Origin of the sequence: Nocardiopsis sp. EMB25 (assembly GCF_026797795.1) — a bacterium.
In the GTDB taxonomy this organism is placed as follows: domain Bacteria; phylum Actinomycetota; class Actinomycetes; order Streptosporangiales; family Streptosporangiaceae; genus Nocardiopsis; species Nocardiopsis lucentensis.
In genome coordinates, this window is the sequence record NZ_JAMTDN010000001.1 from 5,401,234 (window position 1) to 5,422,833 (window position 21,600).

Below are 21,600 nucleotides of genomic sequence, written 5' to 3' on the forward strand. Positions count from 1 at the left end.
GGCCAAGGGGTGCGGGCGGCTTCGCCGTACCGGGACCGCTCGTCAGCCCTCGACGAACACGGCGACGGTGCGGGGCGGCACCGTCAACGTGCCCGTCGCCGGGTCGAAGGCCGCCTCGCGCACCACCGGGTCCGTGGAGTCCGCCTGCACCGGGTGCAGACCGATGTCCGCGCCGACCAGGGCGGCCACGCCCTCTTCGGCGGTCTCGACGCCCGCGTTGAACACGACCGTCACCGACTCCCACTCGCCGCCGAGCCCCGAGGTGTCCACGCGCATCGTGATGACGCCGGGGGTCTCGTCCGCACCGCTGGTCGGGAAGGTCAGCCGCGCCTGGATCTCCTCGGCGGTCCCCAGGGAGAAGGCGGGCGTCGACTCGCGGATCCGCAGCAGCTCGCCGAACCTCTCGCGGCTCGCCTCCGTCGCCGCGCAGTCCGCGACCAGAGCCGGGTCGGCGAGGAGCGGTTCGGCGTAGGGCCACTTGTCCTCGTTGTCCCACGCCGGGGGCAGGCCCACGCCGAAGTTGTTGCCCTCCTCGCAGTCCCGGTCGAACCGGTTGAACCAGTCGCCGGAGTCGTAGGAGTTGCGGTCCAGCGACTTCGACCGCAACCGCTCCGAACCCGCGTGCACGAAGGCCGTACCCTGCCCGAGCAGCGCCGTGGCCAGGGACAGGGACTGCATGCGTACCCGGTCCTCCATCGTGGTGTCTTGGGGCAGCTTGTAGGCGAGCGCGTCGTACAGGGTCTCGTTGTCGTGCGCGTCGACGTAGGTCACCGCCTCGCCCGGGGCGAGCGTGTAGCCGGCCGGGGCTCCGTTGTAGTCGACCTCCCCTCCGGTCACCTCCGCGCCCGAGGAGGACGTGAACCGGTAGTCGCGGAGGTTGCCGGTCAGTCCGACCCTGATCAGGTCGTGGTAGCCGAGCAGCCGGGCGCGCTGCTGGTCCTCCGTGCCGTTGGCGGGGGAGGGGTTCGGGTCGGTGTACAGACCGCTGCCGAAGCCCTGCACGCGCGGGTCCGCGTCGAAGGGGCCTCCGCCGCGCACACCGTCGCGGAGCCGGTCGTTGAAGGTGCCGATGCCGGTCCCGGCCATGTTGAGCTGCGTGGCCTGCTCGAACCGGGCGTCGTCGGCGACCTCGCCGAAGTTCCAGCCCTCCCCGTACAGGATGATCTCGGAGCCGTCGACCCCGTCCTCCTCCGGGGTGAGCGCGTCCAGCGCCTCGCGCACGTCCAGCATGTTCTGCTTGGGGTGGTGGCCCATGAGGTCGAACCGGAAGCCGTCCACGCGGTACTCGCGGGCCCACGTGGTCACCGAGTCCACGACCAGCCGCCCCATCATCAGGTGTTCCGGGGCCGTGTTGGGACAGCAGGTGGAGGTGGCCACCGAGCCGTCCTCCAGGAGCCGGTGGTAGTAGCCGGGCACGATCCGGTCGAGCACCGACCGCTCGTCCTGCCCGGCCGCGTAGGTGTGGTTGTACACGACGTCCATCACCACGCGCAGCCCCGCTTCGTTGAGCCCGCCCACCATGGAACGGAACTCGGTGACACGGGCGGAGCCGTCGGGGTCGGTCGAGTACGAGCCCTCGGGCGCCGTGTAGTGGACGGGGTCGTAGCCCCAGTTGAACGAGTCCCCGCCGCGCGTGTCGCCGACGCACGCCTGCTGTTCGGGGGAGTCGGGCGCGAACGAGGCCGGGTCGCAGTCGGGTTCGGTCCGGTCGGCGGGGTCCTCGGGGACCGAACCGATGTCGTAGGCGGGCAGCAGGTGCACGTAGTCGAGGCCGTCCTCGGCGAGCGCGGCGAGGTCGCGCATCCCCTCGGAGTCCTGCTCGGCGAAGGCCCCGAAGGTTCCGCGCAGCTCCTCGGGCACGGTCGGGTCGCTGACGGAGTGGTCGCGGACGTGGAGCTCGTAGATGACCGCCTCGTTCACCGGCACGGCCTCGGGCTTGGCCCGGTCGTCCCACCCCTCCGGGGCGAGCGCGGGATCGTCGAGGTCGACCAGGTGGGTCCGGGCTGAGTCGGTGGCCAGCGAGACGCTGTAGGGGTCGGTCACGCGGTTGTCCTCCACCCGTCCGGTGGTGGGGGCGAAGACGCGCACGTCGAACGTGTAGTAGCGGCCGTTCCAGTCCTCCCGGCCGGTGACGGACCACACCCCCGTACGCCGGTCCAACCGCATCGGGACGGAACGGAACTCGTCGGTGGCGGAGTCGTCGTACAGTTCCAGGCTGACCGACTGCGCGGTGGGCGCCCACACGGAGACGGTCGGGCGGCCGCGGTCGTCCCAGACGGTGCCGAGGTCGGCGTCGGCGGCGTCCGCGTAGAGGTCGTCGAGGACCCCGGGGATCTGGACGCCGGTCGCGGCGGTGACGCGGCCGTCGCCGTCCTGCTCGACGACGGCGAGCTGGCCGGTCAGGGCCTTGCGTATCCGGGGGGTGATGACGCGGTCCGGGGTGAGGACGGAGAGGTCGGCCAGGTGGGGCCAGGACGCGCGCTGGGCCTCGGTCGGGCCGTCGGGGTCCGCGCTCAGTTCCACGGTGATGTCGGAGCCGTCGAGCGCGCCGCCGGAGACGTCGAGGTTCGCGCCCCGGGAGGACACCAGGGAGTAGGTGCGGTCGGGGTCGAGCGCGGCGGGCCACAGCAGGGTGTCCGTCTCGATCCAGTGCGCGCGCTGGGAGCTGAGGTCCGTTCCGGCGGGCTCCGTCGTCGCGGTCGCGCTGGGGGCGGTGGAGGTCAGCGGGAGTGCCACCAGCAGCGCGATCAGTCCGGAGGTGATCGTCCGCGCTGGTCGTGGGTGGTCTGGGCGGTCAGGGGCGTCGGTTCGGATCCACGGAGGTCTCATGGGGGAGGCCGGTCCTCTCGCCGGGGGGCGGTCACCGGAACGGTAATGAGGGTCGAGCCCGGCCTGCAAGAGTTTCCAGAAAATTTCCGTAATTTTGCGAACCTCCGTGGGGAGGGCCACCGTGCCGTAGTGTCGCCAGCGGACCTGTTTCCTTCCAGGCCAGGAGTGCCCGTGGCGAGACCGAAGATCGAGGAACTGGGCTGGTGCCCCACCCCCATGGGTGAGATCAGCCTGCGCCGCCGCTGGGACCCCGTGGCCGAAACCGACGTCCACGAGATCAGGCTCGACGACGAGTTCCTCATGTCGAGCCTGTTCACCGCGGCGGAGGAGGAGATGGCGCGGCTCGCCCTCGCCGAACTGCGCTCCGGGGGCGCGGACGGCGGGTTCGACGTGGTCGTCGGCGGGCTCGGCCTGGGCTACACCGCCGCGACCGTGCTGGACGACCCCGGGGTGCGCTCGCTGACCGTGGTCGAGGCGCTGGAAGCGGTGGTCGACTGGCACGAGCGGGGCCTGGTCCCGGCGGCGGGGAACCTGTCCGCCGACCCCCGCTGCCGTCTGGAGCACGGCGACTTCTTCGCCGCGGTCGCCTCGCCCGGGGGCCTGCTGTCCGACGAACCCGACCGCGTGTTCGACGCGGTCGTCCTCGACATCGACCACTCGCCGCGCCACGTCCTCGCCCCCGCGCATGCGGCGTTCTACACGGTCGAGGGGACCCGTCGGCTCGCCGAGCACCTGCGCCCCGGCGGGGTGTTCGCGCTGTGGTCCGACGACCCGCCCGACGAGGCCTACCTGGAGGTCCTCGGCGCGGTCCTGGACCGGGTGCGCGCCGAGGTGGTCGACTTCTCCAATCCCTACCGCGACCAGCCGTCGGCCAACACGGTCTACCTGGGCACGCGTCCGGGCCGTCCGGTCTGACCGCCCAGGGCCGGGTCATGTGCCGGGGGCGTCGGGCTTTCCGCCCGCCTCCCGGACGAACTCCTCACCCAGCTCCTCGACCAGGCGTTCGCGCGCGGCCCGCAGGCGCTCGGTGTAGTCGGGCGCGAAGACCTCGGACAGGCCCTTGTCGAGGGTGCCGGAGATCCGGTGCAGGGCGCTCCACACCGCGGGGTCGTCCACCACCCGCGCGAACGCGTCGGCGCCCTCCATCCGGTCCAGCCAGTCGGAGAGCACCAGCGCCTGGTCGCGGGTGAGGCGGAGGGTGACGTCGTCGCCCGCGCCGAGGGCGTCGTCCACGCGGGGCCGTCCTCGCTACTCCTCGTCGCGCTCGGGCAGCAGCCCCCGCGCGATGACGTCCTCGGTCAGCGCGTTCAGGACCTGGTCTGCGTCACCGTGGTGCCCGGGGTGCCCGGTCGCGCGGCGGACCTCCTCGCGGACCGCCGCGACCACGGACTCCGAGCGCAGGACCGCCGCGAGCGGTGCGGCCTCCAGTGCCTCGTTCCACTCGCGCAGCGTCTCCAGGCGTCCGTGCTCGACCGCCTCATGGGTGAGGTGGAACAGGGCGTCGATGTTGCGGTCGTGGGAGTCGGCGTCCATGAGATCGACGTCGACGATGAGGACGGGGCGGGTCGACTCGCCGTCCTCGTCGGGGCGCAGGTGGTAGGCCTTCCACAGCCGTCCGTTGGTCAGCACGATCCACTCGGCCCCGTGCTCCGCGGCCACCTTGCGGGCCGTCTGGATGTTGCGGACGTCCAGGTCCTGCGCGCAGCCCTTCACCTCGACGGGCGCGAAGAGCTTCTCCTCGAGGAGGATCGCGTAGTCGACCGACTCGCCGCCCGTGCGGTACTCGGTGGTCAGGTCCTGGTACTTGCTGTAGTTCATGCCGACGCTGAGGATGTCGGCGACGAGCATGCGGGTGTCGCCCTCGTTGGCGTCGCGCTCGACCAGCTCGGCCAGTGGGCCGGAGAGGCGGTCGATCGCGGCGGCGAGCCTGCTGCGTACGGGGGTTTCCCAGCTGACGGTCGTGGTCGTGAACTGACCGGTCCTGGTCATCACCTGGGTTGCCTCAGCGTCCATGCCCGTCCGTTTCCGTGGTCGCCGTGGACCCCGCCGCGAGCCACCGGGGCGGGGGTAGTGCCGCAACGATCGTACAACTCGCGAAGGCCCCTCAGCCCACCGCCGTGCGGCCGGCTCCGGCCCCGGCGACGGCCTCGGCGACCGTTCGCGGGTCGACCAGCTGGGGGTGGTGCCCGGCGCCCGGAACCCGGATCACCCGGTGTCGGGGGTCCACCGCCTCGACGGGATCGTGCTCGCCCGCGACCACCGTCACGGGGACGGGACAGGAGGCGAGCAGCGCGCGCAGTTCCGTCCGGGAGGACGCGCGCCGCCCCTCGGACAGCGTGCGCGCGACGCGGGCGGCCACCCCTGGGCGCCGCAGGTCGAGGACCGCGCTGGCCACGGCCCGGTCCAGGTCGTCCCGGCCCTCGTCGACCCCGGCCATCCGGCGCAGCCGCTCAGCCGACAGCCGCGGCAGGGCCGCGCGGACCAGCGGGCGCGTGTGCTCGGGTCGCAGGGACCGGCCCTGGAGGAAGGCGGGGGCGACCAGGACGAGGCCGCCGACCCGCTCGGGGCGCGCGTGGGCGTACCGCACCAGGGGCGCGCATCCGGCCGAGTGGCCGACGAGGACCGGTCTGGACACCACCGAGCCGAGCAGTTCCTCGAACCACACGGCGTCCGGAACGGGGGAGGGGCCGGAGCGTCCCAGCCCCGGCAGGTCGGGGACGAGGACGGGGGCGTCGAGGAGGTTCGCCACCGGACGCCAGGACTCGCCGTCCAGTGGCAGGCCGTGCAGCAGGACGTAGGACGGGGACACCTGGTCCCCGGTCAGGTACGTACGGGTTCCGGCGACCGGACGCAGGCCCCCGGGAACCCCGTCGGGCAGCGCCCCGAAGCCCTCCGAGACCAGGCGGTCCGCCCAGCGGGTGAGGGACGTCCACACCGGCGGATGGGCCAGACCGGCGGCCGCGGCGAGCGCGTTGGCGGACGCGGTGTCGTAGCGGTCGTCGCTGAGGAAGGTGAGCGTCTCGGGTTCGGTCCGGGTCACCGCGCGGGGCAGGCGGCGCAGCAGTCCGACGGGCACGGATCCGCGCGGCGGGCGCACCCCCAGGTGGCGGGCGAGGCCGTGCAGGAGTTCGCGCAGGTTGGGCGTGGACTCGTCGAGGACCCAGTGGGCACGGACACCGCCGGTGTCGTGCTTGGGGACCGCGGCGAGGAAACGGGCGAGGTGGTCGGCGGTCACCACGGGGACGAAGGTCGCGGGACCGCCCGGAGCGAGCGGGAGACGGCCGAACCACAGGTCGCGGATCGTCTCGGCGAGGCCGATGTACTGGCCGGACTCGCCCGTCACCGAGTCGCCGATCACGGTCGCCGGGTTGACGACGGTCAGCGGTAGGCCCTCGCGCTCCGCCAGGTCCCGGACGGCGGTGTCGGCCTCGATCTTGGACGCCTCGTAGGCGCCGTGCTCCCGGTAGAGCCGGTCCGTGTCCGCCGTGGTCGGAGCACCCGCGCGGTAGCCGGTGACGTGGACGACGCGTCGCAGGCCGGGCAGGCGCGCGGCCCAGTCGAGGACGTGCAGGGCGCTGTCGACGTTGGCGGTCCTGGCCTCCTGTCGGCCCATGCCGAAGCGGTACACGGCGGCGCAGTTGTGGACGTCGCGGACGGACTCCAGGGTTCGCGCGTCGTCCGCGCTGAGGGCGAGTCCGGGGCGTGTGGCGTCGACCCGGACGGTGGTCAGCCGGCCGGTGGGGAGCCCGCGGTCGCGGAGCCACGACAGGAGCGCCTCCTCGCGGGGGCCGCCCCTGGTCGCGGCGGCGACGGACCGCCCGCTCCGGAGGAGTTCGGCCGTCAGGTGGCGGCCGATGAGGCCGGTCGCGCCGAGGACGAGGGTGTCGGGTGTTCGGATCGCTGTCATGACTACTCCTTAAGTAGACCTGTCTACATATTTTTGAAACACGAAAGCCCCGAGGTACGGGGTTCTTCCGTCTACGCGCCGAGGATCCGGGTGACCGTGCTCCGTGCGGCGTCCAGCGGGGCGCGGCTGCGGGTCGCGCGGGCCAGCAGGAGCGCCCCCTCGATGACGGCCAGGACGGACCAGGAGTCCGTGTCCGCCCTCGCGCGATCGAGCCCGTCCGCGGTCAGGTGTTCCGCCAGGGCACGCTGCCAGGACGAGTAGACGTCACGGCAGACCGCGTGCACGGCGTCGTTGGTGGCCGCGACGTCCAGGGCCGTGGCGGCCAGGGGGCAGCCCTTCGTGAACGCCGATCCCTCCATCCTGGCGGTGAAGTGGTCGATCAGCGCGTGAACGAGGCCGACCGTGTCGGAGGCCTCCTTCGCCGACTCGCGAAGGAGCGTTTCGATCTCCGCGCCCGCCGCCGCCAAGGCCGCCGTCACGAGTTCGTCCTTGCCGCCGGGGAAATGGAAGTAGAGGGAGCCGCGCGGGGTGCCGCTGGTGCTCAGTACCTGGTTGAGTCCGGTGCCGGAGTACCCGTGCGCCTCCAGTAGTTCGCGCGCGCCGTCCACGAGCCGTGCCCGTGTGGCCGCTCCCTTGGTTCCCATGGGGATGAGACTAGACCGATCTGCATATTTTTGGCAATCGGACGGGGCGGAGGGCCGGTCCCGTCACGCGGCCTTCCCTGGTGCCGGTGAGCACGCGGATCCGGGGGCCCACTCCGATCCGGCAGCCCGCGCACGCATCGCAGACGTGTTCGATATCTCCCGATAAGCGGTTCGATAGGCGCTCGCCGCAGGCTGGTGTCGCTGGAGGAACCCAGCTACCGGACACATCCTCGCTCCATGAGAGAGGTTCGACGAATGGCTTACGCGGAGAACGAAGGCGGTGCTGTCCGTGACGCGCTCCGGACTCGGTCCTGAACCCGTCGCACCCGCGCGGCGTCGCTCGAGGGGGACACCACGTCGCCTCACCACACCCGTATGGAAATTCGGGGGCAGCTCCCTGGCCACCACCGAACGTGTGCGTGCCGCCGCACGACGGGTCGGCGCCGCCTATCGTTCGGGCGGCCCGCTCGCCGTGGTCGTCTCCGCACAGGGAGACACCACCGACGCACTGCTCAGCAGGGCCGCCGACGTCGGCTCGACCGCCGCCGGCAGGGAACTGGACCAGCTCCTGGCCACGGGTGAGAACGCCTCGGCGGCCCTGATGGCGATCGCGCTCCAGGGACTCGGCGTCCCCGCGGTGGCGGTCACGGGCTCCCAGAGCGGGATCCTCGCGACGGGGCGCCACGGAACCGGAGTCGTCGTCGCCGTCGACCCGGAGCGGATCCTCCGCGTCCTGGACGGCGGGAAGGTGGCGGTGGTCGCCGGTTTTCAGGGGACCAACGAGGAGGGGGACGTCATCACCCTCGGCAGAGGGGGCTCGGACAGCTCGGCCGCCGCGCTGGCGGCCGGACTCGGGGCGCACGACTGCGACATCCTCACCGACGTCGCCGGTGTGTACACGGCGGACCCGCGGATCTGTCCCTCCGCGCAGCTCATGCCGGTCGTCCCCAACGACGTGATGGCGGAGATGGCCTTCGCCGGCGCGCGTGTGATGCACACGCGGGCCGTCGAGATCGCCGCCCTGCACGACGTGGAGCTCCGGGTCAGGAGTTCCTTCGAGCAGACACCAGGCACACGGATTCCGTTGAGAGGTGACGGGGGCATGGTCGAGACGGTCCCGGCCGCGTGGGCGGTCGTGCACGACCTGGACGTGGCGCGTGTGGAACTGAGCGCGGGCGGAGCCGGAGGGGCCACCGTGGCCGACCTGTACCGCCGTCTCGCGGGGCGGGGGATCACGGTCGACATGGTCGGTTCGGCGAGGGACGGCCGCGGCGGCCTCACCTCCGGGATGACCGTCCGGCGCTCCGACGTCCCGGAGGTTCGCCGCGCTCTCGAACGCGTGGCGGGCCCCTCCCGGGGGCGGGTCGTGGTGGACGAGGAGGTCGCACGGGTGTCCGTGGTCGGCACCGGGCTGCTCAGCCGCCCGGAGTACACCGCGCGGATGCTGTCCTGCCTGCGCACCGCGGGGATCGAGGCATCCGCCCTGTCCACCTCCCAGGCGAGGATCTGCGTCACGGTTCCCTCCGCCTCCGCGACCCTGGCCGTCCGCAGGCTGCATCAGGAGTTCGGTCTCGACGGCACCCGGAACGACCAGTAGACCCACCAGACGACAAGGGGATGAGCACGTGTTCTCGAACAGCTCCTTCGGCCGCAGACTACGGACCCAGCGCCTCTTCCGACACGACGAACAGCGCCTGCTGGTGGTTCCGTTGGACCACTCGGTCACCAACGGGCCCATCACCGGCGGGAACAAGCTGAACATCCTCGTCGGACAACTCGCCACCAACAACGTCGACGCCGTGGTGGTCCACAAGGGCAGCCTGCGGCACATCGACCCTGAGTGGTTCACCCGGACCTCCCTGGTCGTGCATCTGAGCGCCAGCACCATGCACGCGGTCGACCCCGACGGCAAGTACCTCGTCTCCAGCGTCGAGGAGGCGCTGCGGCAGGGAGCGGACGCGGTCAGCGTGCACGTCAACCTCGGCTCCCTGGAGGAGCACCGGCAGATCGCTGACATGGCCGCCGTGGCCGACGCCTGTGACCGCTGGAACGTTCCGTTGCTCGCGATGGTCTACCCGCGCGGCCCCAAGGTCGCCGACCCCCAGAACACCGAGATGGTCGCGCACGCGGTCTCGCTCGCGGCGGACCTGGGCGCCGACCTGGTCAAGACCGAGTACGTCGGTTCGGTGCCCGACATGCTCGAACTCACCTCCAACGCGCCGATCCCGGTCATCGTGGTGGGCGGTCCCCGGTCGCGGGACGACGGACGTGTCCTGCGTTACGTGGAGGACGTCATGGCGGGCGGCGCCGCCGGGGTCGCGATGGGCCGCAACATCTTCCAGGCCCCGAACCCCGGCGAGATGGCCGCCGCGGTCGCCGAACGCGTGCACCGGGGCTTCGGCCCCGCGCCGGAGGACACCCGGCACGCCGACACGGCCGCCGACTGAACCCGCCCCACCCCCAGCTCCAACGGCCCGGTGCACCCGGCCGGGCCGGCCACGCCCCAACAAAGAACGAGGAGTTCTCAAGTGAAGCTCACCTGGCTGGACATCCGCGACTCCGGTGAGGCCAAGCAGGCCATGATCCAGGAGGCGCTGCACCACAGGATCGACGGTCTGGTCAGCGCCGACCCCGCCGACCTGGCGGATCTGCCACCGACCGTGACCAAGGTGCTGAAGGTGGACGGCGACCTGCCTGAGGGGCTGGAAGCCGCCGATGTGGTCATCGTGGACACGGAGCGGCACGGTTCGACCGCTGAGCTGTCCCTGCGCCACCCGGAGGTCGAGTTCGGCCGCTTCGTCGAGATCGTCGACGCCGAGACCCTGGAGGAGGCGTGCCAGGCGGCGCGCACCGAGCGGTGGAGCCTGCTGCTCTTCCGGGACCCGACCAAGATCCCGCTGGAGATCGTCATCGCCGCCGCCGCGCGGTCCACCGGCAGCATCTTCACGATCGCCGCGGACATCGAGGAGGCCGAGATCATCTACGGGGTGCTCGAACTGGGCTCCGACGGCGTGATGATGGCGCCGAGCGCGGTGGGCCAGGCCGCGGAACTGAAGGCCGCGGCGCAGACGGACACCGAGGACCTGGAACTGACGGAGCTCCAGGTCGTCGACACCGAACACATCGGTATGGGTGAGCGCGCCTGCGTGGACACCTGCACGCACTTCCGGGAGGACGAGGGGATTCTCGTCGGCTCCCACTCGAAGGGCATGATCCTCTGCGTGAGCGAGACCCACCCCCTGCCCTACATGCCGACCCGCCCGTTCCGGGTGAACGCCGGGGCCATCCACTCGTACACGCTGTCCAAGGACGAGCGGACCAACTACCTCAGCGAGTTGAAGGCAGGAAGCAAGGTCATGGCCGTGGACGTCAAGGGCCAGACCCGCATGGTGACGGTGGGCCGGGTGAAGATCGAGTCGCGTCCGCTGATCTCGGTCAACGCCGTCGCGCCGAACGGCCGAACGGTCAATCTGATCCTTCAGGACGACTGGCACGTGCGGGTGCTGGGTCCGGGCGGCGCGGTGCTCAACAGCACGGAGCTGAAGCCTGGTGACACGGTCCTGGGCTACCTGCCCAGTGAGGACCGGCACGTGGGGTACCCCATCGACGAGTTCTGCCTGGAGAAGTAGTCCACGGCACGAAGGGGGGCGCCGCCGGAGGTCCGGCGGCGCCCCTCGCGCCGTGCCCCGCTGATCGGTGCCCGCCGTGGTCGGGTTCCGGGGACGGGCGCGCCCGCGGTCAGGTGTCGTAGGTGTAGAACCTGGTGTGGTCGATCAGGTCGGCCGGGGTCTTCGTGAACCACGGGGGCAGCCACGTGTGCAGCGACGGCACTCCCCGCGTCCGCTCCACGGGAAGGTAGTGCGGCACGTTGGGATGCTCCTCCTGCCACATGGCCCAGATCTTGTCGACGAACGCGTGGTGGAGGAAGAACACGGGGTCGTTGGGAGAGCCGATGTAGAGCATGTGCCCGCCGACCCACACGTGCGCGCAGCCGTGGAGCTTGCCGAGCTCCGTCTCCCAGGGGAACTTGGCGTATCCCTCCGCGTGGTTGCGGAAGCTCTCGTAAGGGGCTTCGTACCCGGAGGTGTGGTTCCAGGGCGGGCTGTCGTACACCGGGAGGGCCAGGGTCTCCTGGAGCTCCTCGGGGGTACTCAAACGTCCCATACCGCCCAGGTCGCGAACCAGGTAGGGGCGGTCGTCGTGCGTGTAGTTGCCCTCCAACCACGGGTCCTCGGGGCCGTCGGGGAGGACGCTGGTGTTGATGACCCACCCGTTGCGGTGGGCGAAGGGGCCGGTGGTCACCTGGAAGTCCCCGGGGCGGCCGGTTCCCCCCAGGAAGTCGTCGGCCCACAGGGGTGAGTCGGTGCCCTGGTCCTGGGTCCAGTCCCAGTAGGGGAGGCTGACGGTGGGGTCGACGAGGTGGAGCGCCTTCTCGAACTCCAGCAGGTACTGACGGTGCCAGGGCATCAGGCCGGGGTTGATGTGCCCGTACCTGCGCCCACCGTCCTTGTTGAGGTAGTCCCTGGAGTTCATCCGGATGTGGAGCTTGACGAACCGGTCGTAGATGCCGAGTCGTTTGATCTCCAGGACCGCCTCGATGAAGCGTTCCTTCTCCTCCGCGGACATGTCGAGGTGGTTCTTGCGGACGTAGGTCATGGGTGACCTCTCTGGTTCGGATCAGGCGTGGTGGGACGAGGAGGGCAGGAGGTCGGCCCCGCGCAGCTCGTCCACGGCGACGCGTGCCGCGTCCAGTGGGGTTCTCTGCAGGCGGTAGTGGCACAGCGAGCTGAGGTAGGCGCCCTCGCCGATGCGCATCAGGTGGAGTTCGCGGCCGTCGATGTGGACGGTCTCGCCCGCGACCCTGATCTCGCGATCCTTGTACCGCTCGGTGTGCACGTCCTCCTGGTCGCCGAAGATCTGGGGGCCGAACGTCACCAGCGTCGGAGGCACGCTGATGAGCGCGGTCGCGCCCACGGAGTACAGCAGCAGGTCCCGTCTCTTCATGGCCGGTTCCTCTCCGGCGCGGTCGCCAGCTCACGGAACGGCGGACCGCGCGCACGTCGTACGTAGGGCGGGACTCCCCGCCTGTTCCATGCTGACCTGCTCCGTTATTGACCTGATATTGCCGATGTATCCGTTTTCCGCATCCGTCGACGCCGCCCCGGACGGACGCCGCCCCGGACGCACGTCGGGCCCGGAACCGTTCGGAAACGGTTCCGGGCCCGGTGAAGGGGGCTGGACTCAGCCGGCGGGCTGGGGGCGGGTGGGAACCAGAAGGGCGAGGAGGCCGGCCGCCAGGGGGGCCAGTGTGACCACGGCCAGGCCGGTCGACGGTCCCAAGGGCTGGGCCAGGGCACCGGCCGCCGCCGAACCGACGGCGCCGCCCACGAAGAACGTGAGGTTGAGCAGGCCCATGCCCGTGCCTCGCAGGGGCAGGGGGATCCTCGGTGACATGAACCCCGTCATGACCACCTGTGTGACGGCGAACGCCGCCAGCGCGAAGGACGCTCCGGCCACCAGCACGATCGCGTTCGCGCCCAGGACACCGCCGATCCCCAGGAGCAGGGTCGCCGCGAAGGCGGTTCCCGCCACCAGGAAGGCGGCGCCGGCACGGGCTCCGAGTCCGCCCGCCAGGCGCGAGAGGACCGCGCCCACGACCGCGCCCGGAAGCAGGGACAGGCCCACCCACAGCACGTTCCAGCCGTGTTCGGCCACCAGGAGCTGGGGCACGGCGTACATGGTGGCGAACAATCCCGCGTAGACACCCGAGCCGATGGCGACGGCCAGTCGGAAGTCCTTGTTCGCGATGAGGGAGCGCGGCACGAACCCGTCGGCGTGCTTGGCGACGCGGTAGGCCAGGAGGCCGATCGAGACCACCGCCAGCGCGGCCACGACGGTGCCCACCGCCGTGGTGAGCGCGAGCACCGGCGCCTGGATGAGGATCAGGACGGCGGCCACACCCACGGTGAGCAGGCTCGCGCCCAACGCGTCCACGGACTTCCCCGAACCGGGCCGGTGAGCGAGGCGCAGGCACAGTGGGAAGGCGATCAGCGACAGGGCCGGCAGGATCAGGGTCAGCCGCCACGAGAGCGCGGCGGTGACGACCCCGCCGGCCAGCGTCGCGCTCGCGGCGAAGAACGCCATCGTCGCGCCGAAGATCATCAGCACCACGGGGCGGCGGTCGGGGGCCGAGCCCGCGGCGATGGCCAGGGCCACGGCGCTCATCGCCCCCGACCCCGCCGCGAGGACGAGGCGGCCCGCGACCAGCACCGGCAGGCTCGGCGCCAGGAGGCACAGGGCCGATCCGGCGAGCAGCCCGACCGCTCCGACGACCAGGGCGCGGCGCATGCCGAGCGTGTCGGACAACCGTCCGAACAGGGCGGTGCCCACACCGAGGGCGAGCGCGTGCGCGGTCAGCACCCAGGCGGTGGCCGAGGGTGCGGTGCCCAGTGAGGCGGACACGTCGGGAAGGGCGACGCCCGCGGCGGTCACACCGAACACCGCGGGGCCGAAGAGCAGGGCGAGCCGGACACCGGTGGAACGGGCGCTGATCCCCGGATCCGGTGCGGGAGGCGGGGGGCCGGGAGCCTGGTTCTGATTGGACTGGGACGTGGGTTCCGTGGTCATCGGTCACCAACCGGAGGGACGTTGTGGTTGACGCGGAAGAGGTTGCGCGGATCGTGGTCGTTCTTGATCCGGGACAGGCGGGTGAAGGTCTCGACGTCGAAGGCCTCGGATGTGAGGTCGGCGGCCTCGGGTCCGCTGAGGAAGTTGACGAACCGGCTGCCGCTGGAGCGGTGTCGGATCCTGCCCAACACGGTGTCGGTGTGGTCGGGCGGTGGTGATCCCGGAGGCGCGAAGGACAGCGTGGTCAGGGTGAACTCGGCCTCGCGCGCCCCGACGGCGTTGGGCACCCGGGGCGGGCGGGTGAGCGCGCCGCCCAGGTGGCGCAGCTCCACGATCATGTCGGTGCAGTCGGAGTCCGGACCCGCGATCTCCAACAGGGAGTCGACCGTGTCGTGGTCGAGACGGGCCAGGGACAGGCTGCACTGCCGGTAGGGCGAGGGGTCGGCGGGATCGTTGTAGACCGTCGCGATCTCGGCGTAGGGCATCTCTCGGACGGTGTCCACGACGGGCGGCCGATCCATTTCCCGGAACGGGGCGATCAACCGCTCCCCCTCGACCGGCGAGCCGAGGTGGACGATCCGTAGATGCGCCATGAGCCGCCCGCGCAGGGGCTCGGGTACCGGCGGGGCGTCGGGCAGGCGCAGCAGGGCCAGCGAGGACGTCAGATCCTCGGGGCAGTCGGCGGTCCACGCGTGCCACAGGCGCAGGACGTCCTCGGACGCCTCACCGGGGAAGATCAGCCCCCCCGCGTACACGGTGGGGGCCGGGAAGAGTGAGAACTCCATCGACGTGACCACACCGAAGTTGCCCTTGCCGCCGCGCAGCGCCCAGAAGAGGTCGCTCCGCTCGTGCGGGGTGGCCCTGACCAGTTCACCGTCGGCGGTGACCACGTCCATGGCGTGGACGTGGTCGGCCGCGTACCCGTACTTGCGCGAGAACAGGCCGAGCCCGCCGCCGAGGGTGTAGCCGACGACGCCCACGGTCTCGGAGGAACCGTTGAGGGGGGCGAGTCCGTGGGGCGCAGCCGCGACGATGACGTCCCGCCAGAGCGCCCCCGCCCCGACCCGGGCCGTACGGGTGTCGGGAAAGACCTCCACGTGGTTCATCCGGCGCGTGTTGATCAGCAGTGCCTCGTCCGCGGCCACCGTCGCGCCGTGTCCGGTCGCCTGGACCGCGATCGGCCGGTCCTGGCGGGCCGCGAAGGACACCGCCTCCCTGACGTCCTCGGCGTCGGCGGCGGTCACGACGATGGCGGGCCGGGACGGGACCGAGGTGTTGTAGACCGCGGTCTCCTCTTCGTACCCCTTCTCCCCGCGTCGGAGCACGGTACCGCGGAGCCGTTGTTCGAGCTCCGGCAGGGTCAGGGCCGGTGGATCGGTGCTGGTCCGGCTGTAGTCGGGTAGGGGCACGGGATTCCTCCAGACGTGTGTACGGGGTCGCGTCCGTAGTCTGGTCCCGGCCCGGGGGAGGGCCACATCCCTCACTTGGGGGGAATCAGGTGGGAGGAACGGTCCCTCAGCGGGCGGCGAGGTCGGGGACGGCTCCCGTGAGGATGGTGTTCTCCAGTTCGCGCAGATGGTGGCTGGGCTCCAGCCCCAGGTCGTCGGCCAGGCGCCTGCGCGTGCTGTGGAACAGCTCCAGTGCGTCCACCTGGCGGTTGGACTGGTAGAGCGCCAGCATGAGCTGGCCGCACAGCCTCTCCCGGAACGGATACTCGGCCACGTAGTGGGTGAGTTCGCCGATGATCCGGTGGTGGCCTCCCCGGCGCAGCTCCAGGTCGAAGTACTCCTCCAGCACGGACAGCCGGTTCTCGTGGTGCTGGGTCGAGATGGACCGCACCAGCGGACTGTCGACGCCGGAGGCGATCGGGCCCTGCCAGAGCCCCAGCGCCGTGGACAGGGTCTCGGCCGCCGCCGAGGTGTCCCCGGTGTGGATGGCCTGTCGCCCCCGAACGACGAGGGCACCGAAGCGCGTCAGGTCCAGGGAGTCCTCGGGGATTCGGATCAGGTACCCGGAGGAATGGGTTTCGATGATGTCGTGGAGACCGTGTGACTGGAACTTGCGTCGAAGCTCCGACACGCATATCCGAATCTGGTTCTTGGCTGTCGCCGGTGGCCTGTCCGCCCAGGTGGCGTCGATTAGGCGATCCATGTCGACTATGTTCTCAGAATTTAGCAGGAGCATGGTGAGAAGGATTTTCTGGCGCTTCCCCCGGGGTGCCGTCTCTTTGTTGAAAATTCTCACTGACAGTGGGCCGAGTATGCGAAAGTGGATGTTGTTCTGCATTGCTTTGGACTCCAGGATGAGTTTTGCGTGGCCGGTGGTCGGCGAATCTGAGTTGTCCGGCCAGCTGTAGAGAGGGTCGAGCAGGTCCGCCGCCCGTTCGATCGTCTGTCCTGGTTAAAGCGCTCGCTGCTCCCCGTTGCTTTGGGCTTTAAAACGCTTTTTCGGCGCTGATGGATGGTTTTTGGGTGGGGCGATCATTTGTGGGGGATGCTTTTTTGTGCTTTAAGTTTTCATGGTTTCCATTGTGGAGAATATCAGATTCTCAACCTTGCGGTGTGGTCGCAGGTGGCCGAAGTCGGCCAGAACTCTGGATGTATTGTGCTGAACTCGTGGGATGTCAATCCCTCGTTTGGGGGATGCGCGGACGGAGCTTCGCAAGGAAGGAAGTGGGTTGATCCAGGGGGCGTTTCCTGCCACGCTCTGGGGGAACCGCGGGGGCGTTTCGCCCGCCGTGTCGAACACGAGAGAGGGGGAGGGCGCCGGTCCGTCTCCCGGGAGGAGCAGCGAGGACGATGACCCAGCCCACTCCCTCCGAGATCCAACACCAGCATCGGGCGCTGCTCGACCTCATCTCCGACGCCCCCGACGCCCAGGCGCTCTTCGCCCGGTCCTCCGCCCGCCTGCGGAGGCTCATCCCCTTCGACGCGGCGGTGTGGCGGGCGACGGACCCCGCGACCGGGCTCGTGACCGCTCCGATCCGCACCGAGAACCTCGACGAGGGCGGGTGCGGCACCTACTGGCGGCACGAGCTGTTCACCGAGGAGGTCAACCGGTTCCAGGACCTGGCGAGGGAACCGGTGCCCGCGGCGGCCCTGCGGGAGAGCACTGGGGGCCGCCCCGAACGTAGCTCCGTGTACCGCGACTTCATGCGCCCGAACGGGTTCCACGACGAACTCCGCGTCGTCCTGCGAGTGGGGGGCAGACCCCATGGTCACGTCAGTTTCCTGCGGGAACGTGGCCACAAGCCGTTCTCGGCCGCCGAGACCCTGCTGGCGGCGGGGTTCTCCGTCCCGATGGCCACGCGGCTGCGCCGGACCTACGCGGAATCCCTGGTCGAGGTCCGGGAGGGTGCGTCGTTCGGCCCGGGGCTGCTCCTCTTCGACGATGCGGGATCCCTGGTCTCGCTCAACGACGACGCCCGCCACCACCTCGCGGACCTGATGGACGGACCGTCCACCGGGACCTCCTGGGGCGTGCGGATACCCGAGTGGATGCACAGCACGGCGGTCCACGCCCGGGCGGTCGCGAAGGAGAGGGCCAACGGCACCACCCAGATCCGGCTGCGTGACAGGGCAGGGCGGTGGCTCGTCTGCCACGCCTCGTGTATGCGCGACACCGAGGGCGGTCTGGGAGGCGTCGCCGTGGTCATCGAACACGCCAAACCCTCCCAGGTCACGCCGCTGCTCCTGGAGGCCTACGAACTCTCCCGGCGGGAGCTGGGCATCACCCAGCACATCGCGCGAGGACTGCCGACCGGGGAGATCGCCGAGATCCTCCACCTCTCGCCGCACACCGTGCGGGACCACGTCAAGGCCATCTTCGAGAAGACGGGGGTCACCAGCCGGGGCGAACTCGTCGGGAAACTCTTCACCGAGCACTACGCCCCGCTCGGGCAGGAGGGCACCGTGCGTGTCTTCGACGAGTGACACGGCGGCACGACCCGAACACGAAAGTCACATCTCACTCAATATCGGTCGATAACACGTCCGATAGTCGTGCCACCCACGCTGGAGGTGCCCTGAGCAACCGTCCACGAGGGGAACACGCATGTCCCACGACCCGGTACTCGACTGCCCGGTGGGTGAGGAACCAGAGCCCGAAGCGCTGATCGAGGCCGCGATGCGCTGGCACTTCAGCCCGCGGACGGGCTCCCCCTTCTGGCTCCGGCGCGCGGAGACGCTCGGCTTCGACCCCGTCCGCGAGATCCGCACCCACGAGGACCTGAGCCGCTTCCCGAACGTCGTCCACGAGCTCCGCGACGCTCCGGCCCGGGACCTCATCCCCCGCGGCTACGGACCCGATCCCGACGTGGTGGGGGTGTACGAGAGCGGCGGTACCACCGGATCCCCCAAACGCGTGGTGCTCCTTGGCGACTGGGCGGAACGGTCCGTGCACCAATCCCTGCGCGCCATGACCGAACGCGGGCACCCGGAGGGCGTCGACTGGTTGTCCATGGCGCCCACCGGTCCGCACCTCTTCGGCGAGATCATCGCCCGCCAGGCCAGAGCGCGCGGCGGATTGCTGTTCACGATCGACATGGACCCGCGCTGGGTCAAGGGCAGCATCGCCGAGGGCCGGCGGGAGGAGGCCGACCGCTACTCCCGTCACCTGCTCTCCCAAGCCGAACACGTCCTGTCCACCCAGAACATCGGCGTCCTGGTCACCACACCACCCATGCTGGAGCGCATCGCACGCGACGAACGCCTCACCGCTCTGGTCAACGACAAGGTCCGACTGATCCGTTGGAGCGGTGCGCGCATGGACCCCGACGTCCACCACCTGTTGACCACTGAGGTCTTCCCCGAGGTGGCCTTCAGCGGCGGCTACGGAAGCACGATGATCCTCGGTGGCGTCGACGAACGTCCGGAGCCCGGGCCCGACGGCACCAGCGTGTTCGACCCCTACTCTCCCTACTGCTCCTTCTCCGTGGTCGAACCGGGTGGCGGCCGCCCGGTGGAGTACGGGGAGCGCGGCCAGGTCGTCATGCACCACGTCAGCAAGAGCGCCCTGCTCGTGAACAACCTGGAGCGCGACACGGCCGTCCGGGTCCGTGCCGGGGAAGGGCGGGTCGGGGACTCCGTCGCCGACGTCAGACCCCTGGAGACCTTCGAGGGGAGAACGGCGATCGAGGGCGTGTACTGATGGCCCGCCCCCTGATCCGGCTCGACGCGCTCGGCCCCTCCGGTCCGTACCGCGCCCGTGCCCTCCGAACCGTGACCGACGTCGCCGGGACACCCATGGCCGAGCTCAGCCTGGTACCCGGTCTGTTCGTCCACCGCGCGCTCGCCGCTCTGCGCTCCGCCGCCCCCCTCACTCCGGACGAGCGCGCGGAGGCGCTCAGCAGGGCGGGCCGGGCCTTCGCGGCGGACGAGGTCGGCGGCGTCTCCGTCCAGGAGTACGAGCACGCCGTCGCCCGTGTCGCGGGCATCCCCGTGCGAGCGGTCCGCGAGACCACCCGAACCATCGCCCACGCCGCGGCCGAGTCCTACCGCGCCGCCCACGCCGCCCGCCCCCAGGCGGCCCTGACGGACTGGCGGGATCCGCTGACCCGGAGGGGGAGGGCCGTCTGGACCCGCCGCGGCGAGGTCCTCGCCGTCCACGCCCCGGGCAACCATCCGGGCGTGCAGGCCCAGTGGCTGGAGGCCCTCGCGCTCGGTTACCGCGTGGCGGTCCGGCCCTCCCGCCGTGAGCCCTTCACCCCCCACCGTCTCGTGACCGCGCTGCGTGAGTCCGGGTTCTCCGGGGACCAGGTCGTGCTCCTGCCCACGGAACACGACGTCGCCGACGAACTCGTCCGCGAGGCCGACCTCGCGATGGTCTACGGAGGGGACGAGGTCGTCGACCGTCACCGGGGCGATCCGAACGTCCTTCCCCAAGGGCCGGGCCGTTCCAAGATCCTGCTCACCGGGGAGGACTGGCGGGACCACCTGGACATGATCGTCGACTCGATCGTCCACCAGGCCGGTGTGGCGTGTGTGAACGCCACAGCCGTGTTCGTCGACGGCGACCCGGCGCCGGTCGCCGAGGCGCTCGCGGCGCGTCTGGGCCGGCTGGCGGAACTGCCTCCGGAGCACGGCGACGCGGTCCTTCCCGTCCAACCGGAGGAGACCGCCCGCGCGTTCGAACGCCACCTGGTCGCGTGCGCGGACGGAGCCGTCCCCTGGCACGCACCCGACGGGATCGCGCGGCCCCTCGGAGACGGCAGTTCCGTGCTGTACCCCGCCGTCCACCAGGTGGCCCGCGGTGACGCCCCGCAGACCCGTATCGAGCTGCCCTTCCCCTGCGTCTGGGTGGCCCCCTGGTCCCCCGAGGACGGGATCGCCCCGCTGCGGGACACCCTGGCGCTCACCGTCGTGTCCGAGGACGAGCACCTCGTGGACCGGCTGGTCGCCGAGCCCAGCATCGGCAATGTCTACGTCGGGGACCACCCGACGCACTGGACGGAGCCGGGATCTCCGCACGACGGCTATCTCGCCGAGTTCCTCATGCGCAGCAAGAGCGTCTTCCGCAACTGACACCCGAAGGACGACCATGATTCGAACCATCGGATGGGGTTCCAGAGGCAGGGGCCTGCCCCTGGAACCCCTGGAACTCGAACGTCGTGACCCTGGTCCACGCGACGTCGTGATCGACATTCTCTTCTGCGGGATCTGCCACACCGACATCCACCAAGTGCACGACGACTGGGACAGCACCGAGTACCCCGTCGTCCCCGGACACGAGATCGTCGGACGGGTGCGCGCCACCGGCGGCGGCACGGGTCGATTCGCCGTCGGTGACCTGGTCGGTGTCGGGTGCATGGTGGGCTCCTGCGGAAGGTGCCGATCGTGTGAGGAGGGGCTGGAGCAGTACTGCCGCACCGGGCCGATCCTCACCTGCAACGGCAGGGACCCGGACACAGGCCGGACCACGATGGGCGGCTACTCGGGGGCCATCGTGGTCGACGAGGCGTTCGTCCTGAGCCTGCCCGACGGGCTGGCCCCGGCCGCGGCGGCGCCCCTGCTGTGCGCCGGGGTCACCGTCCACTCGCCGCTTCGCCACCACGGCGTGGGTTCCGGGAGCAGGGTGGGGATCATCGGCGTGGGCGGGCTCGGCCACCTCGGTATCCGCATCGCCTCGGCGATGGGCGCGCACACGGTCGCGTTCACCACGACACCGGCCAAGGCCCGGGACGCTCTGGCGCTTGGCGCCTCCCGCGCTGTCGTCACCACGGAGGAGGGGGCGCTCGACGACCTCGCCGACGGGTTCGACCTGCTGCTGAGCACCATCGGCACACCCCACGACATCAACCCGTTCCTCCCTCTGCTCCGGCGCGACGGCAGCTACGTCCTGCTGGGGTCACTGGAACCGACACCTCCCGTCGTGGGCGCCCTCCTGGCCATGCCCCGGCGGTCGATCACCGCTTCCCTCATCGGTGGGATCGCCGAGACCCAGGAGACCCTCGACTTCTGCGCCGAACACGGGATCACGGCCGACGTCGAGACGATCCGTGTCCAGGACGTCGGGACCGCCTTCGAGCGCACCGTGGCCAAGGACGTCAGATACCGGTTCGTCATCGACATGTCCTCCCTCACGGAAGGTCGGTGA

18 protein-coding genes are annotated in these 21,600 nt (G+C 70.7%); 8 read left to right on the forward strand and 10 right to left on the reverse strand.

What is annotated here, in order from left to right; genetic code table 11:
• Positions 1-42: 42 nt before the first annotated feature.
• The gene (gene pulA, locus KIK06_RS23935; protein ID WP_268645187.1) at positions 43-2,829 is read right to left on the reverse strand and encodes a pullulanase-type alpha-1,6-glucosidase; all 2,787 of its coding nucleotides are present in this window, start codon (positions 2,827-2,829) and stop codon (positions 43-45) included.
• Positions 2,830-3,000: 171 nt separating this feature from the next.
• Here pulA and KIK06_RS23940 point away from each other — a divergent pair, with 171 nt between their 5' ends.
• Complete coding sequence (locus KIK06_RS23940; protein WP_268645188.1) at positions 3,001-3,744, forward strand: spermidine synthase; 744 nt, start codon at positions 3,001-3,003, stop codon at positions 3,742-3,744.
• A gap of 15 nt (positions 3,745-3,759) precedes the next feature.
• On the opposite strand, the gene KIK06_RS23945 is transcribed toward KIK06_RS23940, so the two are convergent.
• The 4 genes from KIK06_RS23945 to KIK06_RS23960 all read right to left on the reverse strand — a co-directional run bounded on the left by KIK06_RS23945 (position 3,760) and on the right by KIK06_RS23960 (position 7,380).
• Positions 3,760-4,062, reverse strand: coding sequence for a hypothetical protein (locus tag KIK06_RS23945; RefSeq protein ID WP_268645189.1), 303 nt, complete (start codon positions 4,060-4,062; stop codon positions 3,760-3,762).
• A 15-nt stretch (positions 4,063-4,077) separates the two neighbouring features.
• Positions 4,078-4,842 (reverse strand): hypothetical protein, encoded by a 765-nt coding sequence (locus tag KIK06_RS23950; protein ID WP_268645190.1) that lies wholly within the window; start codon positions 4,840-4,842, stop codon positions 4,078-4,080.
• 91 nt (positions 4,843-4,933) lie between these two features.
• A complete protein-coding gene (locus tag KIK06_RS23955; protein ID WP_268645191.1) occupies positions 4,934-6,736 on the reverse strand; it encodes an alpha/beta fold hydrolase in 1,803 nt (600 codons plus the stop codon).
• A gap of 71 nt (positions 6,737-6,807) precedes the next feature.
• On the reverse strand, positions 6,808-7,380 hold the full coding sequence (locus KIK06_RS23960; RefSeq protein ID WP_268645192.1) for a TetR/AcrR family transcriptional regulator: 573 nt from the start codon (positions 7,378-7,380) through the stop codon (positions 6,808-6,810).
• A 289-nt stretch (positions 7,381-7,669) separates the two neighbouring features.
• Here KIK06_RS23960 and KIK06_RS23965 point away from each other — a divergent pair, with 289 nt between their 5' ends.
• Genes KIK06_RS23965 through KIK06_RS23975 form a run of 3 tightly spaced genes read left to right on the forward strand, consistent with a single transcriptional unit; the run spans position 7,670 to position 11,009 of the window.
• Positions 7,670-8,977 carry an aspartate kinase gene (locus KIK06_RS23965; protein ID WP_268645193.1) on the forward strand — a complete coding sequence of 436 codons (1,308 nt, stop codon included), beginning with the start codon at positions 7,670-7,672 and terminating at the stop codon, positions 8,975-8,977.
• A gap of 28 nt (positions 8,978-9,005) precedes the next feature.
• Positions 9,006-9,827 carry a 2-amino-3,7-dideoxy-D-threo-hept-6-ulosonate synthase gene (locus tag KIK06_RS23970; protein ID WP_017600514.1) on the forward strand — a complete coding sequence of 274 codons (822 nt, stop codon included), beginning with the start codon at positions 9,006-9,008 and terminating at the stop codon, positions 9,825-9,827.
• 30 nt (positions 9,828-9,857) lie between these two features.
• Positions 9,858-11,009 (forward strand): 3-dehydroquinate synthase II family protein, encoded by a 1,152-nt coding sequence (locus KIK06_RS23975; protein ID WP_394296861.1) that lies wholly within the window; start codon positions 9,858-9,860, stop codon positions 11,007-11,009.
• Between the two features lie 109 nt (positions 11,010-11,118).
• Here the strand turns inward: KIK06_RS23975 and KIK06_RS23980 are convergent, their stop codons facing one another.
• The 5 genes from KIK06_RS23980 to KIK06_RS24000 form a co-directional block, all read right to left on the reverse strand.
• Entirely contained in the window at positions 11,119-12,036 is a 918-nt protein-coding gene (locus KIK06_RS23980; RefSeq protein WP_017600512.1) for a tyrosinase family protein, read from the reverse strand.
• A gap of 21 nt (positions 12,037-12,057) precedes the next feature.
• Complete coding sequence (locus KIK06_RS23985) at positions 12,058-12,384, reverse strand: tyrosinase family oxidase copper chaperone (RefSeq protein WP_268645194.1); 327 nt, start codon at positions 12,382-12,384, stop codon at positions 12,058-12,060.
• Between the two features lie 237 nt (positions 12,385-12,621).
• On the reverse strand, positions 12,622-14,007 hold the full coding sequence (locus KIK06_RS23990) for an MFS transporter (protein ID WP_268645195.1): 1,386 nt from the start codon (positions 14,005-14,007) through the stop codon (positions 12,622-12,624).
• Positions 14,004-15,416 carry an FAD-binding oxidoreductase gene (locus tag KIK06_RS23995; RefSeq protein ID WP_268645196.1) on the reverse strand — a complete coding sequence of 471 codons (1,413 nt, stop codon included), beginning with the start codon at positions 15,414-15,416 and terminating at the stop codon, positions 14,004-14,006. The genes KIK06_RS23990 and KIK06_RS23995 overlap by 4 nt, the downstream gene beginning before the upstream one ends.
• A 106-nt stretch (positions 15,417-15,522) precedes the next feature.
• Positions 15,523-16,293: an AfsR/SARP family transcriptional regulator gene (locus tag KIK06_RS24000; RefSeq protein WP_268645197.1), complete on the reverse strand. Its 771-nt coding sequence runs from the start codon at positions 16,291-16,293 to the stop codon at positions 15,523-15,525.
• A 512-nt stretch (positions 16,294-16,805) separates the two neighbouring features.
• Here KIK06_RS24000 and KIK06_RS24005 point away from each other — a divergent pair.
• The 4 genes from KIK06_RS24005 (at position 16,806) to KIK06_RS24020 (ending at position 21,600) form a co-directional block, all read left to right on the forward strand.
• Complete coding sequence (locus KIK06_RS24005; protein WP_268645198.1) at positions 16,806-17,939, forward strand: helix-turn-helix domain-containing protein; 1,134 nt, start codon at positions 16,806-16,808, stop codon at positions 17,937-17,939.
• A 121-nt stretch (positions 17,940-18,060) separates the two neighbouring features.
• Positions 18,061-19,155, forward strand: a complete 1,095-nt coding sequence (locus tag KIK06_RS24010; protein ID WP_268645199.1) for a phenazine antibiotic biosynthesis protein — start codon at positions 18,061-18,063, stop codon at positions 19,153-19,155.
• Positions 19,155-20,528, forward strand: coding sequence for an aldehyde dehydrogenase family protein (locus KIK06_RS24015; RefSeq protein ID WP_268645200.1), 1,374 nt, complete (start codon positions 19,155-19,157; stop codon positions 20,526-20,528). The genes KIK06_RS24010 and KIK06_RS24015 overlap by 1 nt, the downstream gene beginning before the upstream one ends.
• Before the next feature lie 16 nt (positions 20,529-20,544).
• Positions 20,545-21,600: an NAD(P)-dependent alcohol dehydrogenase gene (locus tag KIK06_RS24020; RefSeq protein WP_017600503.1), complete on the forward strand. Its 1,056-nt coding sequence runs from the start codon at positions 20,545-20,547 to the stop codon at positions 21,598-21,600.